Annotated in this window: 16 protein-coding genes and 1 pseudogene; 3 read left to right on the top strand and 14 right to left on the bottom strand. The window is 58.8% G+C overall.

The genetic code is table 11. The features are described from left to right. Nucleotides 1-69 precede the first annotated feature (69 nt). The 4 genes from argJ to rplM all read right to left on the bottom strand — a co-directional run bounded on the left by argJ (nucleotide 70) and on the right by rplM (nucleotide 3454). The gene (gene argJ / locus CLG94_RS12215; RefSeq protein WP_239993243.1) at nucleotides 70-1287 is read right to left on the bottom strand and encodes a bifunctional glutamate N-acetyltransferase/amino-acid acetyltransferase ArgJ; all 1218 of its coding nucleotides are present in this window, start codon (nucleotides 1285-1287) and stop codon (nucleotides 70-72) included. Between the two features lie 89 nt (nucleotides 1288-1376). Further along, on the bottom strand, nucleotides 1377-2435 hold the full coding sequence (gene argC, locus CLG94_RS12220) for an N-acetyl-gamma-glutamyl-phosphate reductase (RefSeq protein ID WP_239993244.1): 1059 nt from the start codon (nucleotides 2433-2435) through the stop codon (nucleotides 1377-1379). Between the two features lie 161 nt (nucleotides 2436-2596). Continuing rightward, on the bottom strand, nucleotides 2597-2995 hold the full coding sequence (gene rpsI / locus CLG94_RS12225) for a 30S ribosomal protein S9 (RefSeq protein WP_107563919.1): 399 nt from the start codon (nucleotides 2993-2995) through the stop codon (nucleotides 2597-2599). A 9-nt stretch (nucleotides 2996-3004) separates the two neighbouring features. Further along, entirely contained in the window at nucleotides 3005-3454 is a 450-nt protein-coding gene (gene rplM / locus CLG94_RS12230) for a 50S ribosomal protein L13 (protein ID WP_107563921.1), read from the bottom strand. Nucleotides 3455-3806: 352 nt separating this feature from the next. On the opposite strand from rplM, the gene tatA reads away from it, so the two are divergent. After that, nucleotides 3807-4070, top strand: coding sequence for a twin-arginine translocase TatA/TatE family subunit (gene tatA / locus CLG94_RS14080; RefSeq protein ID WP_107563922.1), 264 nt, complete (start codon nucleotides 3807-3809; stop codon nucleotides 4068-4070). Here tatA and CLG94_RS12240 read toward each other — a convergent pair. From CLG94_RS12240 to CLG94_RS12265, 6 genes and pseudogenes are all read right to left on the bottom strand, one after another. After that, nucleotides 4067-4831 carry a type III pantothenate kinase gene (locus tag CLG94_RS12240; protein ID WP_107563924.1) on the bottom strand — a complete coding sequence of 255 codons (765 nt, stop codon included), beginning with the start codon at nucleotides 4829-4831 and terminating at the stop codon, nucleotides 4067-4069. The two genes, tatA and CLG94_RS12240, sit on opposite strands and share 4 nt — an antisense overlap. Before the next feature lie 6 nt (nucleotides 4832-4837). Next, a complete protein-coding gene (locus tag CLG94_RS12245; protein ID WP_161954173.1) occupies nucleotides 4838-5650 on the bottom strand; it encodes a biotin--[acetyl-CoA-carboxylase] ligase in 813 nt (270 codons plus the stop codon). A gap of 209 nt (nucleotides 5651-5859) precedes the next feature. Beyond that, nucleotides 5860-8685: a valine--tRNA ligase gene (locus CLG94_RS12250; protein WP_107563928.1), complete on the bottom strand. Its 2826-nt coding sequence runs from the start codon at nucleotides 8683-8685 to the stop codon at nucleotides 5860-5862. A gap of 498 nt (nucleotides 8686-9183) precedes the next feature. Further along, nucleotides 9184-9483 (bottom strand): putative quinol monooxygenase, encoded by a 300-nt coding sequence (locus CLG94_RS12255; protein WP_193450662.1) that lies wholly within the window; start codon nucleotides 9481-9483, stop codon nucleotides 9184-9186. A 98-nt stretch (nucleotides 9484-9581) separates the two neighbouring features. Next, a pseudogene (locus CLG94_RS13715) lies at nucleotides 9582-9800 on the bottom strand (ParE family toxin-like protein). Nucleotides 9801-9854: 54 nt separating this feature from the next. Continuing rightward, the gene (locus CLG94_RS12265; protein ID WP_107563930.1) at nucleotides 9855-10073 is read right to left on the bottom strand and encodes a hypothetical protein; all 219 of its coding nucleotides are present in this window, start codon (nucleotides 10071-10073) and stop codon (nucleotides 9855-9857) included. A gap of 462 nt (nucleotides 10074-10535) precedes the next feature. Between CLG94_RS12265 and CLG94_RS12270 the strand changes: the two genes are divergently transcribed. Both CLG94_RS12270 and CLG94_RS12275 read left to right on the top strand, forming a co-directional pair. Continuing rightward, the gene (locus CLG94_RS12270; protein WP_107563931.1) at nucleotides 10536-10775 is read left to right on the top strand and encodes a type II toxin-antitoxin system Phd/YefM family antitoxin; all 240 of its coding nucleotides are present in this window, start codon (nucleotides 10536-10538) and stop codon (nucleotides 10773-10775) included. Next, nucleotides 10775-11209: a type II toxin-antitoxin system VapC family toxin gene (locus tag CLG94_RS12275; protein WP_107563933.1), complete on the top strand. Its 435-nt coding sequence runs from the start codon at nucleotides 10775-10777 to the stop codon at nucleotides 11207-11209. Before CLG94_RS12270 ends, CLG94_RS12275 begins: the two co-directional genes overlap by 1 nt. 811 nt (nucleotides 11210-12020) lie before the next feature. On the opposite strand, the gene CLG94_RS12280 is transcribed toward CLG94_RS12275, so the two are convergent. From CLG94_RS12280 to CLG94_RS12300, 4 genes are all read right to left on the bottom strand, one after another. Continuing rightward, a complete protein-coding gene (locus tag CLG94_RS12280) occupies nucleotides 12021-12542 on the bottom strand; it encodes a general secretion pathway protein GspB (RefSeq protein WP_161954174.1) in 522 nt (173 codons plus the stop codon). 217 nt (nucleotides 12543-12759) lie between these two features. Beyond that, on the bottom strand, nucleotides 12760-14286 hold the full coding sequence (locus tag CLG94_RS12285) for an ExeA family protein (protein ID WP_239993246.1): 1527 nt from the start codon (nucleotides 14284-14286) through the stop codon (nucleotides 12760-12762). 428 nt (nucleotides 14287-14714) lie between these two features. Continuing rightward, the gene (locus tag CLG94_RS12295) at nucleotides 14715-15062 is read right to left on the bottom strand and encodes a hypothetical protein (RefSeq protein WP_107563941.1); all 348 of its coding nucleotides are present in this window, start codon (nucleotides 15060-15062) and stop codon (nucleotides 14715-14717) included. A gap of 371 nt (nucleotides 15063-15433) precedes the next feature. After that, the gene (locus CLG94_RS12300) at nucleotides 15434-17245 is read right to left on the bottom strand and encodes a pyrroloquinoline quinone-dependent dehydrogenase (RefSeq protein ID WP_107563943.1); all 1812 of its coding nucleotides are present in this window, start codon (nucleotides 17243-17245) and stop codon (nucleotides 15434-15436) included. Nucleotides 17246-17550: the final 305 nt, after the last annotated feature.

Genomic DNA, 17550 nt, shown 5'->3' on the forward strand with positions numbered 1-17550 from the left:
ATGATCTCCCCCCTCTCACTGAATGGTTACGCAGAACTCGCAATGACACCTCACGGGCGGCGTGAGGTGTCAGCTCCGGTAGCCGGCGTTGATTCTGGCATACGCTTCGCTCAGATCGGTAGTCAGGACGGCCGCTTGTCCTGTGCCTTTGTGTAAATCAATGGTCAGGTCAAACTCGGGGCGGCGCATTCGTACGGCTGCCCGTCGCTCTGCCGCCGCCCCTAGACCGACACCCTTCCGGACCACAGGAATTCTATCCAGCGCGATCTCCACGCAGTTGGGGTCGAATCGGATCCCAGAGGCACCGAGGGCGGCCATGATCCGCCCCCAATTACAATCCTCCCCGAAGAAGGCCGTCTTGACAAGCGCGGAGTTAGCGACCGCCATCGCCGCAACCCTGGCATCGTGCGCCGTTCGCGATCCCCTCACCTCTACCCGAATGAGTTTAGTCGCCCCTTCCCCATCTTTTACAATCATGTAGGCCAGGCGAGAGAGAATCTGAAAGAGCGCCTCTTCAAATACGTCTAACTGCGGAGTGCCGGCCTTTATAGGCGGCGCATCGCTCATTCCATTAGCAAACAGTAAGACGATATCGTTCGTACTCATGCAGCCGTCCACCGTGATGGCATTGAACGTATCCCCGACTGCTCGCCGTAGAACCCGGCGCAAAAGAGGGGCAGAGACCCGGGCGTCGGTGCCGACGAAACAGAGCATCGTGGCCAGATTGGGCGCGATCATTCCGGATCCCTTTGCCATTCCACCGATGACGATGGGTTTGCCGTCCAGTTCAAAGCGGACCGCTACCTCCTTTTGCTGGGTGTCGGTGGTCATGATAGCCCTGGCTGCTGCCTCGCCACCTGTGACCGAGAGACGCCCGAGGGCCTCGCGAATTCCCGAGAGAACCTTGGAGATTGGAAGCCGTTTGCCGATCACCCCGGTGGAGGCAACAAAGACTTCACCTGTCGGACGACCCAGGAGCTGTGCTAGTCGATCGCGCGTCTGCGCTGCGTCCAGTGCGCCCTGACGGCCGGTGCAGGCGTTTGCATTACCGCTATTGGCCACGATCGCTGAGAATTTGCCGCCCTTCAGTTGCCGCTCGCAGAGGAGCACCGGTGCAGCCTTGGTCTGATTGGTCGTCGTCACCCCGGCCACGGTAGCGGGCCGATCCGACACGATGAGGGCGAGGTCGAGCGCGGATTTTTTGATGCCGCAGCAGATTCCAGCGGCCCTGATACCCTTGACCGCCGTGATCCCACCTGCAATGTCCCGTATCGTTGGCTGTTTCAATGAAGTGCAGCTTTCAGCGGTCAGCTATCAGCCGTCAGCAAAAGCCGATTGCTGAATGCTGAACGCTGATAACTCTCCAAAGGCAGAGGTTAGGGGAAGAGCGGGGGGAGTCGCAACCCCGTTCGTTCGTCGAGACCCATCATCACGTTCATTGCCTGAATCGCCTGTCCAGAAGCGCCCTTGACAAGATTGTCGATGGCTACCACGACGATGACGCGCCGTGTCCTGGCATCGACGGCGAGGCCGATATCGCAGAAGTTGGAACCGCGCACCTGCTTGGTCTCAGGAAACCGGCCATCAGGGAGGATCCTCACGAATGGCTCGTCCTGATACCAGCTCTGGTAGAGCGTGCGTAGTTCCTTCACATCTTTAGAGGTCACAAGGGTGGCGGTGATGGTGGCCAGGATCCCTCGGACCGTTCCCACCAGGTGCGGCGTAAACGTGACCATCACATCCCGGCCGATACAGCGGCTCAGTTCCTGCTCAATCTCCGGCATATGCCGGTGGCACGCGACCTTGTACGCCTTCACGTTCCCCTCTAACTCGGCGAAGTGCAGCGGAAGGTCTAGCTTCCGCCCTGCGCCTGAGGCGCCGGAGATCGCGTCAATGACCAGGGAGCACGGGTCGACGACCTCCCGTTTCAACAGGGGGAACAGCCCAAGCAGGACAGCCGTGGGGTAGCAGCCTGGCGCCGCCGCCAGTCGCGCGGTGGTAAGCTGCTGGCGATAGAACTCTGGAAGGGCATAGACCGCTTCTTTCAGCAGCTCTGGCGCCGCATGATCTGCACCATACCACTGGCGATAGACGGCGGGATCGCGTAGACGAAAATCAGCGCTCAGATCAATGACCTTTACACCTAAGGGCAGCAACTCGACTGCTGCGGCCATCGCGGTCTTGTGTGGCACGGCCAGGAAGACCACGTCAGCATGCTTCGCCACCTCACGCGGATCGAACTTTTTGCATGTCAGCTTGAGCATGCCAAAGAGGCTGGGGAGCACCTCTTCGATCGGCGAATCCGCATAACTCTCCGAGGTAAGCGCGGTGATCTCTACAGCCGGATGGTTGATGAGGAGACGGAGAAGCTCCATGCCAGTATAACCGCTGGCTCCGACCACTGCGACCCGGATCTTCTGCCCTGTATCATCCATCTGCGGGTTCATAAACACAGCCATCAGCGATGTAGGGGCGCTGCTTGCTGCGCCCCTATTGGGCAGGGCAAGCTGCCACTACACTACCCACTCAAAACATAAGCGGCCAGCCATCAGCAAAAGCTACCTGCTGAAAGCTGGCCGCTGATCGCTTCTAACGATTAGCGCTTTGAGAATTGGAACCGTGCGCGAGCTCCCTTCTGACCATATTTCCTCCGCTCCTTCGATCGAGGATCCCTCGTCAGGAGCCCGGCCTTCCGAAGCGTCGGCCGCAAGGAGGCGTCTACTACCAAGAGGGCGCGGGCGATGCCAAGCCGAATGGCACCAGCCTGACCAGTCAACCCCCCGCCGGATACGTTGACACGCAGGTCGAACTTCCCTTCCACGCCTACCGTTTTCAGAGGCTGAACGGCCAAGGTTTGATTGGTCGCACGGCAAAAGTACTCCTGCAGGGGTCGCCGGTTGACCATCATCTTCCCTTCACCGGGCGAAAGCCATACCCTCGCTACAGACGCCTTTCTCCGGCCAGTCCCATATAACAACGCAGCTTCCTCTGGCATGGCTGAAATTTATACCTCCTGTATAGTCTTGCTGACAAATGGTGTCGGCTGCTGCGACGCATGCGGATGAGTGGGGCCGGCGTACACCTTGAGTTTGCGAAAGAGCGCAGCGCCCAACTTCGTTTTGGGCAACATCCCGCGGACAGCGGCCTCGAGGATCCTTGTTGGGTGAGTTCTCATCATCTGTGCAGCCGAGGTCGTCTTCAGCCCGCCAGGAAAGCCCGAATGGCGGTAGTAGAGCTTATCCTTCAGCTTATGTCCCGTTAACACTACTCGCTCAGCATTCACAATCACCACGAAGTCACCGGTGTCCATGTGCGGACTGAAGATCGGCTTGTGCTTCCCTCGCAGGAGCACAGCCACCTCAGTAGCCAGCCTCCCAAGCACTAGTCCCTCCGCGTCGATTAGAAGCCACCGCCTATCAATATCTTCTACGTGCTGATGAATGGTCTTCGTCATGTGCCAAGCGCTCCTCTCACGATTGCGATCTCAAATTCGTTATACAGTAATGACGAGAGTAAAATATGTCAAGTAAAAAAGAGCCAGGCAGTCGGCAACGATACCATTATTTATGGAATTCCATCACCGAATACGCTATTCTGAATTCCACCCCGCAGCAAGCTGTTGGGTATCGTCTTCTGTTCTGGCCCGTCATTCCGTGCTTGACGAGCCTGCCCCGTACTTGATACGGGGGAATCCAGTCGGGCCCTCTGGATACCGGCTTCCGCCGGTATGACGAACTCGCGGCAAGCCGCAGGGAATGAACCCCCCAGTGGATTCAAGTTCTAATATGTGGTGACGGGAGAGAATAATGTTCGGTCTGGGAATGCCGGAGTTGTTGATCATCTTCTTGATCGCGCTTGTTGTCTTTGGCGCTGCAAAATTGCCCCAGATCGGCAAATCCCTCGGCGGGGCGATTCGCGAGTTTAAGAAGTCGATCGAGGCACCACACAAAGAGGAGCCGACTGCGCCCCCCGATGAGATCGTCTGCAGCCAATGTCGCCAACCGCTCCAGAAAGACTGGATCACCTGCCCTCACTGCGGGATGAAACAGGAGGGAAAATCGGGGGTCTAGAGATTTCGCTCATAGATGATCCGTAGGCCGGTCAGCGTTAGCAGTGGGTCCACGTGCTTAACGATTGACGACTCGGCAAGGATCAGGTGGGCAAGACCTCCTGTACCGATCACAATGGGATCACCCCCCATCTCTTCGCGCATCCGCGTCACGATCCCTTCAACCAGCCCTAGATAACCGAAGAACAGGCCGGATTGCATACTGGCCACTGTCGTTTTTCCCACCACAGTGTTCGGCTTGGCGATATCGATCCGTGGCAACTTGGCCGTCCGCTCAAAGAGGGCCTCGGCGGCGATCCCGATACCTGGGGCGATGACGCCTCCAAGATACTCCCCCTTAGCCGAGACCGCATCAAAGGTGGTGGCAGTGCCAAAATCTACCACAATCGCCGGGCCGCCGTAGGCCTCGAACGCAGCCACCGCATTGACAATCCGGTCGGCACCCACCTCTCGCGGGCTGTCGTATAGGATCGGCATGCCGGTCTTGATCCCCAGACCGACAATCAGGGGAACGATCCGGAAATAGCGATGGGCCATCTCTTCCAAGGATGACTGAAGCGGCGGGACCACCGAGGCGATAATGATGGCTGAGATCTGGTCCACCTCCAACTCGGCGAGGTGTAACAGATTTCTAATCAACATCCCGTACTCGTCTCCGGTCCCATCACGCCGAGTGCTGAGACGCCAGTGCATCCGGAGCTCCTTGCCCTCGAACACCCCAACCACCGTATTAGTATTTCCCACGTCCAACGCGAGCAACATTAGTCTCTACCCCGTAAGCGTCACATCACCGGCAAGCAGGCGATGTGACGCGCCCATTGCGTCGCGGATCACCAGTCGCCCATCGTCGTCAAGCTCTACCGCGAGACCGGAAATTTCCTGATCGCCGAAGCGGGCCGTGACCTGCCGACCCAGGGTCAGACAACGGCGCCGGGCATGCTCAAGAATAGGCAGGGGTCCATCGCACAAGAACCGCTCGTACCACCCGTCGAGGCTCTCACAAAATGCCCGCACTATCGCTGTTCGATCTACGGGATGGCCGGCCTCAGCTCGGAGCGAACTGGCAGTCTGGCGTAGCTCCCCATCGAAGTCCGCCTCGGTCTGATTCACGTTGATGCCGATCCCCAGGATGACATGAAGGAGGCGGGAGCCCTCGACAGCCATCTCGCCAAGCATTCCCCCCACCTTTCGCCCATTCACGATTAGATCGTTCGGCCACTTGATCGCTGTGACAAGCCCTGTCGTCCGCTCAATGGCCTCGGTCCCCGCCACCGCACCCATGAGGGTAAGCACGGGGGCATCGTGCGGCGGGATCGTCGGCCTTAGGATGACAGAGAGATAGAGACCCAGCCCCTTAGGCGACTGCCACCGGCGGCCTATCCGACCGCGCCCCAGCCGCTGCGCCTCCGCAATGACGATCGCCCCATCCGTCTCACCACTGCCGGCCAGCGCCGCTGCTTCGTCGTTCGTCGAATCGACCTCCTGGAACAAGTGGATGGTGGTCCCGATCCGCCGCGTACTCAGGCCGGCCCGAATCGCCGACTGCTGTAATGGCTCCAAAACCTCCAAAGAGCTTCTCATAGCCACCTCAAGCCTCAATGAACTACCCCGCAGCAAGCTGCGGGGCATCGTCTTCTGTTCTGACCCGTCATTCCGTGCTTGACACGCCTGCCCCGTACTGGATACGGGGGAATCCAGTCGGGCCCTCTGGATACCGGCTTCCGCCGGTATGACGAACTCGCGGCAAGCTGCGGGGAATACCCCCCAGCAGATTCAATATCTGCCTACCGTCAGGCAGGTCGCAAAAGATGCTCGATTCGTTCCAGGTGCTGAAGTAGTTTGGTCCTGGTATCCATGAGCCGGGCATGCGCTTCCCGCTCCTTGGTCACCACCTCCTCCGGCGCCTTCAATAGAAAGTCGGGGTTGTTCAATTTCTTGTCCACCTTTGCACGCTCCTGCTCCACCTTTTCCAGCTCCCGCTGCAGCTTTTGCTGCCGGGCTGCAAAGACCGACAGATCGTCCGCCGGCAGATGCACCTCAATACCGCCTACCAAGGCCACCGCAGCCGGTGAAGGTCGATCCAGGTGCTGGCCGGAGGTGACGTGCTCCGCACGCGTAAGCGCGGCGAGGTACGGCATTACCGCGTCTATCGCCCTGTCGTCATTGTCAGAAGAGGTTCGGAGCACAAGCCGGATCGACTTGTGAGAAGGGATCTCCAGGTCCGAGCGAAGGTCGCGCGTCGCCCGCGTCAAATCCATCAAGAGACCCATCGATCTTTCCGCATTCGCATCCTGCCATCCAGAGTCCGCTGTGGGCCACTCGGCAACCATCAAGCTGGTCCCATGGTGCGGCAGATGATGCCAAATCTCTTCGGTAATAAACGGCATAAACGGATGCAGCAGGCGTAATACGGTATCCAGTCCCAGGCACAGCAGGGCAACCCCGGTGGTTCGACAAGGCTCACCACAGGCCTGCTGCTGCTCCAGGCTTGCATTCGAGGAAAGGCGGGCCTTGACGATCTCTACATACCAGTCGCAGTACTCGTGCCAGACGAACTGGTAGAGCGCCGAAGCGGCCTCATTGAATCGGTACTCTTCCAACGCTTTTGTGACCGACCCGATGAGTTCGTGCAAGCGGCTCAGCAGCCACCGGTCGGCCAGATCGAGGGAGAGGGAGCTTACGGGAGGAAGGGAACCTTCCAGGAGCGGCAGGTGCCGGGCGAGAAACTGATTGGCGTTCCACAGCTTATTGCAAAAATGGCGATACCCCTCGATCCGCTCCTCCGAGAGCCGGATGTCACGACCTTGTGCGGCAAGCGCGGCCAGGGTGAATCGGAACGCATCGGCGCCATATTTGTCGATGATATCGAGGGGGTCGATCACATTCCCCTTCGACTTTGACATCTTCTGCCCTTCAGCATCGCGCACCAGGGCATGAATATAGACCTCCCTGAACGGGACATCCCCCCTGAACTTGAGTCCCATCATCATCATCCTGGCGACCCAGAAGAAGATGATGTCAAAGCTGGTAACCAGGGTCGCGGTGGGATAGAAGCGTGTGAGCAGATTGCTCTGCTTTGGCCATCCCATCGTAGAGAAGGGCCAGAGGGCCGACGAGAACCAGGTATCGAGCACATCGGGATCTCTAACCAGCGCGTGCGCGCCGCATCGAGGGCAGGCCGTCGGCTCCGGCGAGGCCACAATCGGTTGGGCGTCGCGGTGGATCCTGAGCACCTCCTCCCCCTCGGTGGTCGTGCCCGTCCCAGCCGCTCTTCCTGCGAACAGGATATTGTCCCCGTCGCACCGCCGACAGTACCAGACCGGGATCTGGTGTCCCCACCACAGTTGGCGCGAGATGCACCAGTCCTTGAGATTCCGCATCCAGGCAAAGTAGGTGTTCTCCCAATGCTCCGGGACAAACCTGGTCCTTCCCTCCTCCACCGCCAGGATGGCCGGCTCTGCCAGCGGTTTCACGCTCACGAACCATTGCGTCGAGAGGAATGGCTCCACCACCGTCCTGCACCGGTAGCACTTTCCAACCGCATGCAGGTGGTCTTCGACCTTCACGAGCAAGCCCCGCTCCTGCAGCCAGCGCACCACGATCTCGCGAGCCCGCCCCACCTCGACGCCCTTGATTTCGTGATAGAGGGCAGGATCTATCTGTGCCTCATCCGCGCAGCCCGATATTCTTCCTGTTTCATCGAGGAGCGCGATCCGCGGCAGTTGGTGTCGCTCCCCTGCCTCGAAGTCGTTAAAGTCGTGTGCCGGGGTGATCTTCACAGCACCGGTACCAAACTCCCGATCCACAAGGACCGGATCGCCCACCACGGGAATGGTTCGCCCGGTCAGCGGGAGCCTCACCTGACAGCCAATCAATCGATTGTACCGCGGGTCGTCCGGGTGAACGGCGACGGCGGTGTCTCCCAGCATCGTCTCAGGCCGAGTGGTTGCTACGGTGAGGGTTGTCGCAGGATCATCCACTAGCGGATAGGCAATGTGATAGAGAAAGCCTTTTGTGTCTTCGTGCTCCACCTCGATATCTGAGAGCGCGGTCCGGCAGCGGGGACACCAGTTGATCAGCCGCTCGCCTCGGTAGATCAGCCCCTCGTCGTACAACCGCACGAACACCTCACGGACCGCCTGCTGGCGATCTTCGTCCATGGTGAAACATTCCCGTTCCCAGTCGCAGGACACACCCAGTCGCTTGAGCTGGCGGATGATGGTCCCGCCGGATTCCGCCTTCCACCGCCAAACACGGTCCACGAACCCAGTGCGGCCAAGATCCTCTCGCCCACGCCCCTCTTCCTGGAGCTGTCGCTCAACGACGTTTTGGGTCGCGATGCCCGCATGGTCGGTGCCAGGTATCCAGAGGGCGTTATACCCTTGCATCCGTCGCCATCGTATCAGGATATCCTGGAGGGTATTATTCATGGCGTGGCCGATATGTAAGAAGCCGGTGATATTGGGCGGGGGCATTACAATGGCAAACGGCGGCTTCGGCAAGGACTCATCGACCTTGCTGTAGCCAGCCTCCTCCCAGACTTTAGCCCAGTGCTCTTCAATCCCGTGCGGATCGTATCCGGCTTTCTTCACGCGTGGCATCTCAGGTTCTGTCATCAATTCCACCCCTTAACGGGAAGTTTTACTCCAGCGCAGTGTCCCAGAAATCTCTTTGCTCTGATTGTCATTCCGGACTTGATAAGCCTGCCCCGTGCTTGATACGGGGGAATCCAGTCGTTCCATGCTGGATTCCCGCTCCCGGCTTACAACGTACCGGGACGGGCTTCGCGGGAATACCCCATGCGCCTGCGGCACGCCAATGCGCATGAAAGCCCGGACCCCTCACCCCCCACCTGTATCCTCCCCCTCAAGGGGGGAGGAGGTCGCGTGAGGTGTCCCTTCCCTTCAAGGGGGAGGAATCTACGCAGGCTGTCCCTTCCCCCCAGGTGGGGGAAGGTGAGGATGGGGGGGACTTTCTGGGCAATGACGGCCCCGAAATCACTGTAAAGAAGCATTGGGGGCACTACACTACCAGTCGAACTACAGATCGCTCCTCATCGTCGAGTCGGATATTAACAAAAATGGCGCGCGACAAGCAACCAGTGCGTTGGGTCGCTACCCGACAACCGTATACCGGCGGATGTCTGGATCGGCAACGGTCAGCTCCGGCAACCTGGAACGAGCGTTTCTTAGATGTGCCGACTGCAAGTGCGCATCAAGATCTGCCCCGCTGCTCCACTCTTCTACAAACGTGAAATCTGTCGGATCGGTCGTGTTCTGGAGCAATTCGTAGGTCACGCACCCCGGCTCCCTGCGCGTGGGCTCGATCAGGCCCCGTAGCAACGTCCGAAGCTCGTCTTCCTTTCCGGAACGCGCCACGATGCGCGCAACCACTTGCACAGCTTGTTCCAGCATTGCAAACACTCCTTCCTCAACTGACCTCACGCCTGCTCTATCTGACGACCAATGTCACCTACATTGCCGGTCTATTCTGTCCCTGATGTTCCCGGTTGCTACAAGTATAGTTGGGACAGCAACTTTTCATAATCTCCGTGTGAGCCAATCCAAAACCATACGACTTCGTTCCCAGCTCTCTGGCCTACAACACGATAGCCCTTGCTTACACGAGCCGAGTTGATTGGAATACTCGGGTGTACCTGCTTGAAACGTAAGCTTGGATGCCAGTGATCCTACTTGAATTGCCGGTAGCTCTCTCGCGCCTGATTCTGAATCTGTTTTGGTAATGTCGTGAATGCCTTGCGGAAGCTAGCTGTTGTTTTTGGACCTCATGGGGCGTCAGGATCGAGTTCTTCGGTTTTACCTGCCCTATCTTCCGCCATTGCCTCTTGTGCGAGCTTGGCGAGTGCATCCTGAGAGCGAGCAAATGCTTTTTCCCAACGTGCCTCGTCCTCAAGCTCTTCAAGTATAAGGGCAGCAATAGCGTCCTGCTCGAGGTCAGGTAACTTTCTTACCTTTTCTACTGCACGCTCAAGAAGCTTAGTCATCGTATCACCCCTTCCCAAAACTTTTACGCCGCACCCTCTTCTTATAGGATATTCCGCGCGTATTAGTATTTTCGCATGTCTTCGGCCTAACGGGGCTGTTGGTCAGGGGCAGGCGGACGCGCGAGCGTGCTCGCGTGGAAGACTGTCCGCTGCAGCCGCGTGATGGCCGGCACGAAGCGGCCGCGCCATCTTATTGATGATGCAGATCAGCATATCCTGCCCTAGAAACCTCCAGCAACTGCGGCGATTCTCTCGCCTTTTCAATGACTTGTCAAGGTTCACCGGGACCGCGCCTCCGGTCGATCGGCGAGGCAATAGACATCGCACCTACCCCATTTTAAGAGTGAGTACATATTGCCAACAGACCTACCATCCGCGCCGTTTTTCCCTTGTCTTCTCAACAATCCATCTGTATGCTTTTCAATATAGACTAGTCTAAGACCAGTATGACTGGAGGCATTCATGAAAAGTATCGGAGCGTATGAGGCGAAAACGCATCTGCCTGAGCTGTTAGCGCGTGTCGCCAAAGGAGAGAAGATCACGATCACCAAATACGGCGTCCCGGTCGCTACATTGCAGCCTGCGGATGCCGCGAAGAAGACCCCCGTGCGGGAGATCATCGACCAGATGAAGCGATTTCGCAGCGGCCACCACCTCGGCGGACTATCGGTTCGCGACATGATCGAGGAAGGCAGACGTTGATGCCCACGCGATTCGTCGTCGATACCTCAGTCGTCATGGCGTGGTGTTTTCGCGATGCCGGAAACCGCTACGCTGATGCTGTCCTTGAGAGCCTCGAAACCGGCGAGGCCCTCGTTCATGCCATCTGGCCCCTTGAAGTCGGTAATGTCCTGCTTGTAGCGGAGCGCAAGAAACGTCTCAGTGAGGCGTCACTGGTTCGCTTTCTTGCCCTGCTTCGTAATCTGCCAATTACAGTCGAACAGGAGACCCCTGATCGAATGCTAACGGAAATCGTCTCACTGGCGCGGACACATCATCTTTCAACCTATGACGCATCCTATCTCGATCTCGCCATGAGGCTGGGACTACCAATCGCCACACAGGACGCCCTTTTGGCCAAAGCCGCAAAGACCTGCCGAGTCCCCGCCTTCGATCCGGCATCCGCCCAAGGGTAACCCTGAAGGCGCCACATCAGCCGTTTTGGACAAATAGGTACGTAGGCAGGTGGTAGGACCTCCGCGAGACTCACCTTTTCTCTTCCACAAACGTAAAATCTGTCGGATCGGCCGTGTTCTGGAGCAATTCGGGATATAGGGACAGACACTATTTATTGAAATCCTTTCTTGGTCTTCCCATCTGCTACACGTGTATTACTCATCCAGCTTCCTGCGTACCTCCCAGATGAACCCGTCTCTTCGCAGTGGTTCTTTCGGGTGTTCCGTGGGTACCCTGGCCTTCCAGCATCCCCTCCCCCCTCGAGGGGGAGGAACACAGCTACCCTCTTCCCCGGAAGGGATATTGAGATCCCTCGTACCCACGCTAATGCCGGAAGAACCTTTGCAGTGGCTGCTCTGTCATCGTGCGCATTCGTATCGCTGTCGTCCCGAAAGACCGCCTGGCGATCATTCCCTCGTTGCCTCACATGATACGGGTGGCCGGGTACAACAGCTCGGGTAATCCGTGGCATGCATGATCATTGCAGCGAACACCACGAATTGTCACGATAGTAGTGTAGTGTCCCCAACGCTTCTTTACATATCCCGTTTGCCCTGAGCTCGTCGAAGGGTCAAGTATTTCAATAGGTTCCGTTCATGGTTCGACAAGCCTGTGGTGAGCCTGTCGAACTGCTCACCACGAACGGACTGTAAAGACTTCACAGGGACAGTACGCTAGCGTCTGTCCCTATTTTCTTGGAATGAGAGTGGGACGCAGAGCTCGGCGCCGTGTCTCCGAAAACTTAGTCGAGACGAAACCTCTTCGCGCTCGTCAGCGAGAGGCGGACTGATCGGTCCGGAGCAATACCCGCTTGCCCTGGTAGCTCACGTAGACTCCGTCGGACGTGATGCTCTCGATCACGAGGTTGGCGTCGATCCGCTGGCCTTCGACGTACTTTTGGTTGTTGATGAAGACCCGGCGCTCCGCGGGGACCTCGGAATAGACGTGAACCTGGAGGCGCAGATTCGCGAAGACCTCCTGAGGTACCGGCAATTCTTGAGACGCCGGCGGTGTTGCCGGGTCTCGCTCCAGAGGCTTCACGGGAGCCGAGGCCACTGCAGGAGCCGGGGACTTCTCCGGCGCGGTCTCAGGCGTCGGAGGCGCGGCGGACCTCGGGGCAGCCGCTCCGGCGGATGTCACGTGCGCCGGCTTCGTCGCGGCCCGCGAGGCCGCGTCAGGATTTTGCTCCAGCCGCGACAGGGGCACGGAGGGCGCGCTCCTCGTTGCAGAGGGTGGGACTTGCTCCGGCGCCGCCGGTGCCGGGGATGTCGCGGGCGCCCGAGTCACGCTCACCAGAGCTCCGTCGGGGACGGAGGGCGCCGGGCGCAGCAGCCACAGCAAGACGCCCACGTTCACGACGATCACCACACCGGCGATCCACGGCCAGAGGAGCCGGTGCCGTGAAGGAGGCGCCGGCGTCCGGTGGACGGTTGCCGGTGTGGGAACGGCCACCGGGTGTCGATCCCGGTCGGCCTTCTTCAATGCGTCGAGGATGTAGGACATGTGCGGCCTATGAGCCTGCTCGCCGGAGGCGAGGTATCTTTGGATCGCGCTGGGCGGCGCTCAAATGGGTCAGCGTCTCCTTTCCGACGATCCCGTCGGCCATGAGCGACCGACTACGCTGGAAGGCGATCACCCGGGCACGGAGGTCGTTGTCGAAGACCTGGCGATTCCGTCCTCCTCCGGGGACGCCGTCGAACTCGGCGAACTGCTCTCGCACCCACTCCACGTCCTTGCCGCGCGTGCCCGGCCTGATGGGAACCGAGCTCAACACGGGCGCCTTCCAGAGGAGAATGAACGGACCATCCCAGTAGAGGTCGATCTCGCTCAGCGGGAACACGTGCCGCCGCCCCCCGACGTCGAGGGTCGCGTTCTGCTCGTCTAGGGCCACCACCGTGGCATACCGACGATCTCCCGCCGGCGTCGACAGCTCGATGATGGCCGGCAGGTTAAATCGCCGGAGCTTGCCCCACGAGCCCGTCTTGAAGAGACACTGAAGTCCTTCGGAGCGACCGCGCTCGCAGTCGAGGTTGTCCATGGAGCCGTCGACGTCAAGGCGCCAGCTCGCATAGAGGCTGGCGAAGGCCGACTGCCTGTCTGCGCGTAGTGAGGGATCCGAGAGGAGCGCCGATAGTATAGCGGACGTCGGGGTCGGATTCATCGCACTCGGGATCACGGCACGCCGGATCAACCGAGCCTGCCCCTGAGTGACGAGCACCCAAGTGCCGGTGACGAGCACTACGACGAGCACCGCTGCGCCCACCCACTGCCATCGACGCGCGGACCGCGGCGTGAGCGTCTCACCGAGCACCTCGCTCGCCGCGCGGCGCACCGTGGCGGCCATGACACGACGTTGGTCTTGCGTGTATGCCCCGAGCAGCGCGCGGTCGCAGATGGCGTTGATCAGCCGCGGGATGCCGCGCGCCGCCCCGTGCACTGAGCGCATCGCCGCATCGGTGAAGATCTTTTTCTTCTGGCCGGCGATCTGGATTCGATGAACGATATAAGCTCGCGTGTCGTCCTCGGAGAACGCCAGCAGGTGATAGCGCGCGGTGACCCGCTGGGCCAATTGCCGGAGCTCTTCCTTGTCGAGCAATCGGATCAGCTCCGGCTGGCCGATGAGGATGATCTGCAGCAGCTTCTGGGTTGGGGTCTCGAGATTCGTCAGCAGCCGGATCTGCTCCAGGACATCGGTGGCGAGGTCCTGCGCCTCGTCGACGATGAGCACCGTGCGACGCCCCTGCGCGTGCGCATCGAGCAGGTGTCGGTAGAGCGCGTCGACGAAGAGCTTCCCGCTGGTCGTGCCGGCGGGATACGAGATACGGAGCTCGTCGCACACCGCAGCGAGCAGCTCGATATCCGTGAGCCGCGGATTGAGGATGAGAGCCACGTCCACGCGGGGCGGCAGTTGCTCCAGCAGACACCGGCAGAGTGTCGTCTTCCCTGTTCCAACCTCGCCGGTAAGCTGCACGAATCCGCCGCCTTCTCCGACCCCGTAGAGAAGGTGTGCCAGGGCTTCACGGTGACGCTCACTCATGTAGAGATAGCGCGGATCGGGCGTCATGGAGAACGGGACCTCGGTGAGGCCGAAATGCGTCGTATACATCATGTGACGTGGAAGGGGGCTGCGCTGCCCTTCCTCACCTTCCCCCGCGAGAATCGGAGAGGATGTCGTCGGCCGTCTTCGGCGGACAACGACGGCGTTGCGCCGGCGGAGCCGTCACCCGACCATCCCTCATTATTCAGCTTGCTGATAGCTGACATCTGATCATCGATGTGATAAGGCATTGCTTTCGATGACTGGAAGTAACTAATCCGCCCTCCTGGGAGTCCACATTACGGAGGCAACGATCCGGCTAACGATGAGTTCAGCGGGCGGCGTTTACGCCATCCCTGGAATGATTTGTTTGGCACATCCTCTTTGTGTATCAAACCTCAATGGTCGCTGTCCCTATTTTAAGAACTTTATCGTCTTTGGCGCGGTGTCTTGCCAGGCTGACACTGAGGATCAGGATTTGCGGATCGCTGTTTCAATAGCTCGCTAATCGTTCCCCTGAGCTTCATACATTGGATCGCAGTGTCGATGAATGGCTGGGCCAGTTTTGACGAGCCCGCTCTGGCCACCTGATCCGCGCCTTGATTGGCGGTAGCGGCCATCCCCTCATAGATACAGTAACGCTGGGTCAGCACCTGGGTGGTCATACCCTTCAGTTCAGCATACTCCACATGGCAATTCTCGGCCGCCGCTGAGACTCCGGGCAAAAAGGCGAGTAGTACGCCAAACGCGACACTTGCGCGTACAACGATTCGCATGGCCTTACCTCCTGCCGGATCCGATCCGACTGCTATCTGGCCCATAGATATTTACTGTCCCACCTTGTACCTTGCCATAGCCGACACTCCGCCACCTGGCTGTGCCAGGGCAATACCCTTGACAAAGTCGCCGCAGCGGTCATAAACGGCCATGTGCCCGGGCCAGCCCGGGCGGCTACCGTCCGGTGGGGGCGGCATCGAGGTCTCAGAATGGCTGTTGTGTTCACTGGGCACGGAGAGAGCGAGTGGAGACCCCTCTAATGCTTCCTATCGTCAAAAGCGTGGCGGCTGATTTTTACTTTCGGCGTTCTTATATTTTCTCATTTTTAATTGTCGCTGTCCCTATTTTCCTATTTTCCTGAGAAAAGACGCTAGTTTTCCGGTAAGCCAAATGCGATGACCGCGTCCCCCAGCGGAAACTGGAACTTCTGGTGCCCCCCGGCAGCTACCACTATAAATTGCTTTCCACCCGCCTTGTAAATGACCGGCGGCGCATTAACACCGGCCCCCGTGTTGAACTGCCACAACAAGCTGCCGTCGCGTGCGTCACGGGCGGTAAATTGACCATTGCTTTCTCCCACAAACACCAATCCCCCCGCGCTCGTCGCTACCCCTCCTACCAGGGGTTTATCGGTGTGTACCTGCCATTGAATCTTTCCGGAAGCGGGATCGATGGCACTTAACCTGCCCGTACCGGACTCCTCGGCGCTGGTTGCTGTAACGTAGATGTCGCTTAATCCCGGCTTACGCTTTTCAGGTGGTACATCGTGTACGGTGTATTTAGTCGGCATGTGCACCGCCGCGACATAGATCCAACCGGTCTGCGGGTTATAGGCGGCGGGAGACCAGTCGTTACCCCCGACCAAACCAGGGGAAATCACGATCCCATCCCGTGTCGGGCGCCGGAAAATATTATGCTGTGGCACGAACGGCTCTGACCGTGATAACAACTTACCGGTCAGGCGGTTGAGGACATACAGCCAACCAGTCTTGCCGGCCTGGGCCACGGCAGGCGTGAGACGGCCGTTATGCATGGTATCGATGAGGATCGGAGGGCTTGCCACATCATAGTTCCACACATCGTGAGGAACCTCCTGGAAGTACCATTTCAGCTGGCCGGTCCGGGCATCCAGGGCAACCAGCGAAGACGTGTAGAGATTGTCGCCGGGACGGGTAGAGTCATCCATTTGCGGCGCCGGATTGCCGGTGCCGACATAAAGCAACCCCGCGGCCGGATCCAGAGCGGGATGGGTCCACACCGAACCACCACCTCTCTTCCAGGCATCTGCGTATTTGGGCAGTGCGGCTTTCTCCGCTTTCAGGTCGCGTTCCAGCGAGTCACCCGCAGCGGTCTGGCCAGAGAATTTTCCTTCCCAACCCTGCGTGGGTGTGGAATACCAGCGCCAGCGCAACTTTCCGCTGCCGGCGTCATATGCTGATACAAAAGCCCGCAGACCCTGGTCTTCCCCGGCAATCCCTACCACCGCATGCGGATCACCTCCCGTGGTTGCCCTCAGCGTGAGGCCGTACCCGGCGCCAGTGACGCCAATGATCACCTGTCCATCAAATACCAGCGGTGCCATGTTTCCGGAAAAACCTGTCCAGCCGATGACTTTCCATGTTTTCAAGGTATCGGCCTCCGCCAGAAAATCCAGCGACTCCCGCGCGCCGGCGTTGGGATCCGCAACCGGCACATCCCATAGTACGGCCCCGGTGTTCATGTCGAGAGCGATCAGGCGGGCGTCGACGGTAATCATGTAAATCTTACCGTAACCCATCGCCACACCACGATTAGTAGGCCCACAACACAATTCCTCTGTCGTGAGCTTGTGCTCGTAACGCCATTTCATCTTCCCAGTCACGGCGTCCAGGGCAACGACGTGGTTATAGGGTGTGCTGAGGTACATGATCCCGTCGGCAATCAGCGGATTGGTTTGAAACGTGCCCGGTATCCCGGTCTGGTAGATCCAGCGGGGGACCAGCCGTTTCACGTTATCGCGATTAATGTCATCAAGTTCAGAGTACCGTTGATTACTGTAGCCATGTCCATAGGTCAACCAGTTACTGTTATCGGTATGCGCAGACAAGAGACGCTTGTCGTCCACCCCGTCCGCGGCCATAGCTACTGCCACAAGATTAAAAACACCTACCCCAAATAGAAGGCAACGAAATAACGTCTTCATTTCTCTCCTGCCTTGCAAGTTGTTGGTCTCTCGAATATAGGGACAGACACTCTTTATTGAAATCCTTTCTTGGTCTTCCCTTCTGCACCACGTGTATTACTCGTCCAGTTTCCTGCGCACCTCCCAGATGAACCCGTCTCTTTGCAGTGGCCGTTCTGTCATCGTGTGCCTTCGAATCGCTGTCGTTCCGAAAGATCGCCTGGCGATCATTCCCTCGTTGCGTCACATGATACAGGTGGCCGGACGCAACGGTTCGGAGAATCCGTGGCAGGCACGATCATGACCGCGGACAGCACGAATCGTCA

The organism is Candidatus Methylomirabilis limnetica, from assembly GCF_003044035.1.
Lineage (GTDB): Bacteria > Methylomirabilota > Methylomirabilia > Methylomirabilales > Methylomirabilaceae > Methylomirabilis > Methylomirabilis limnetica.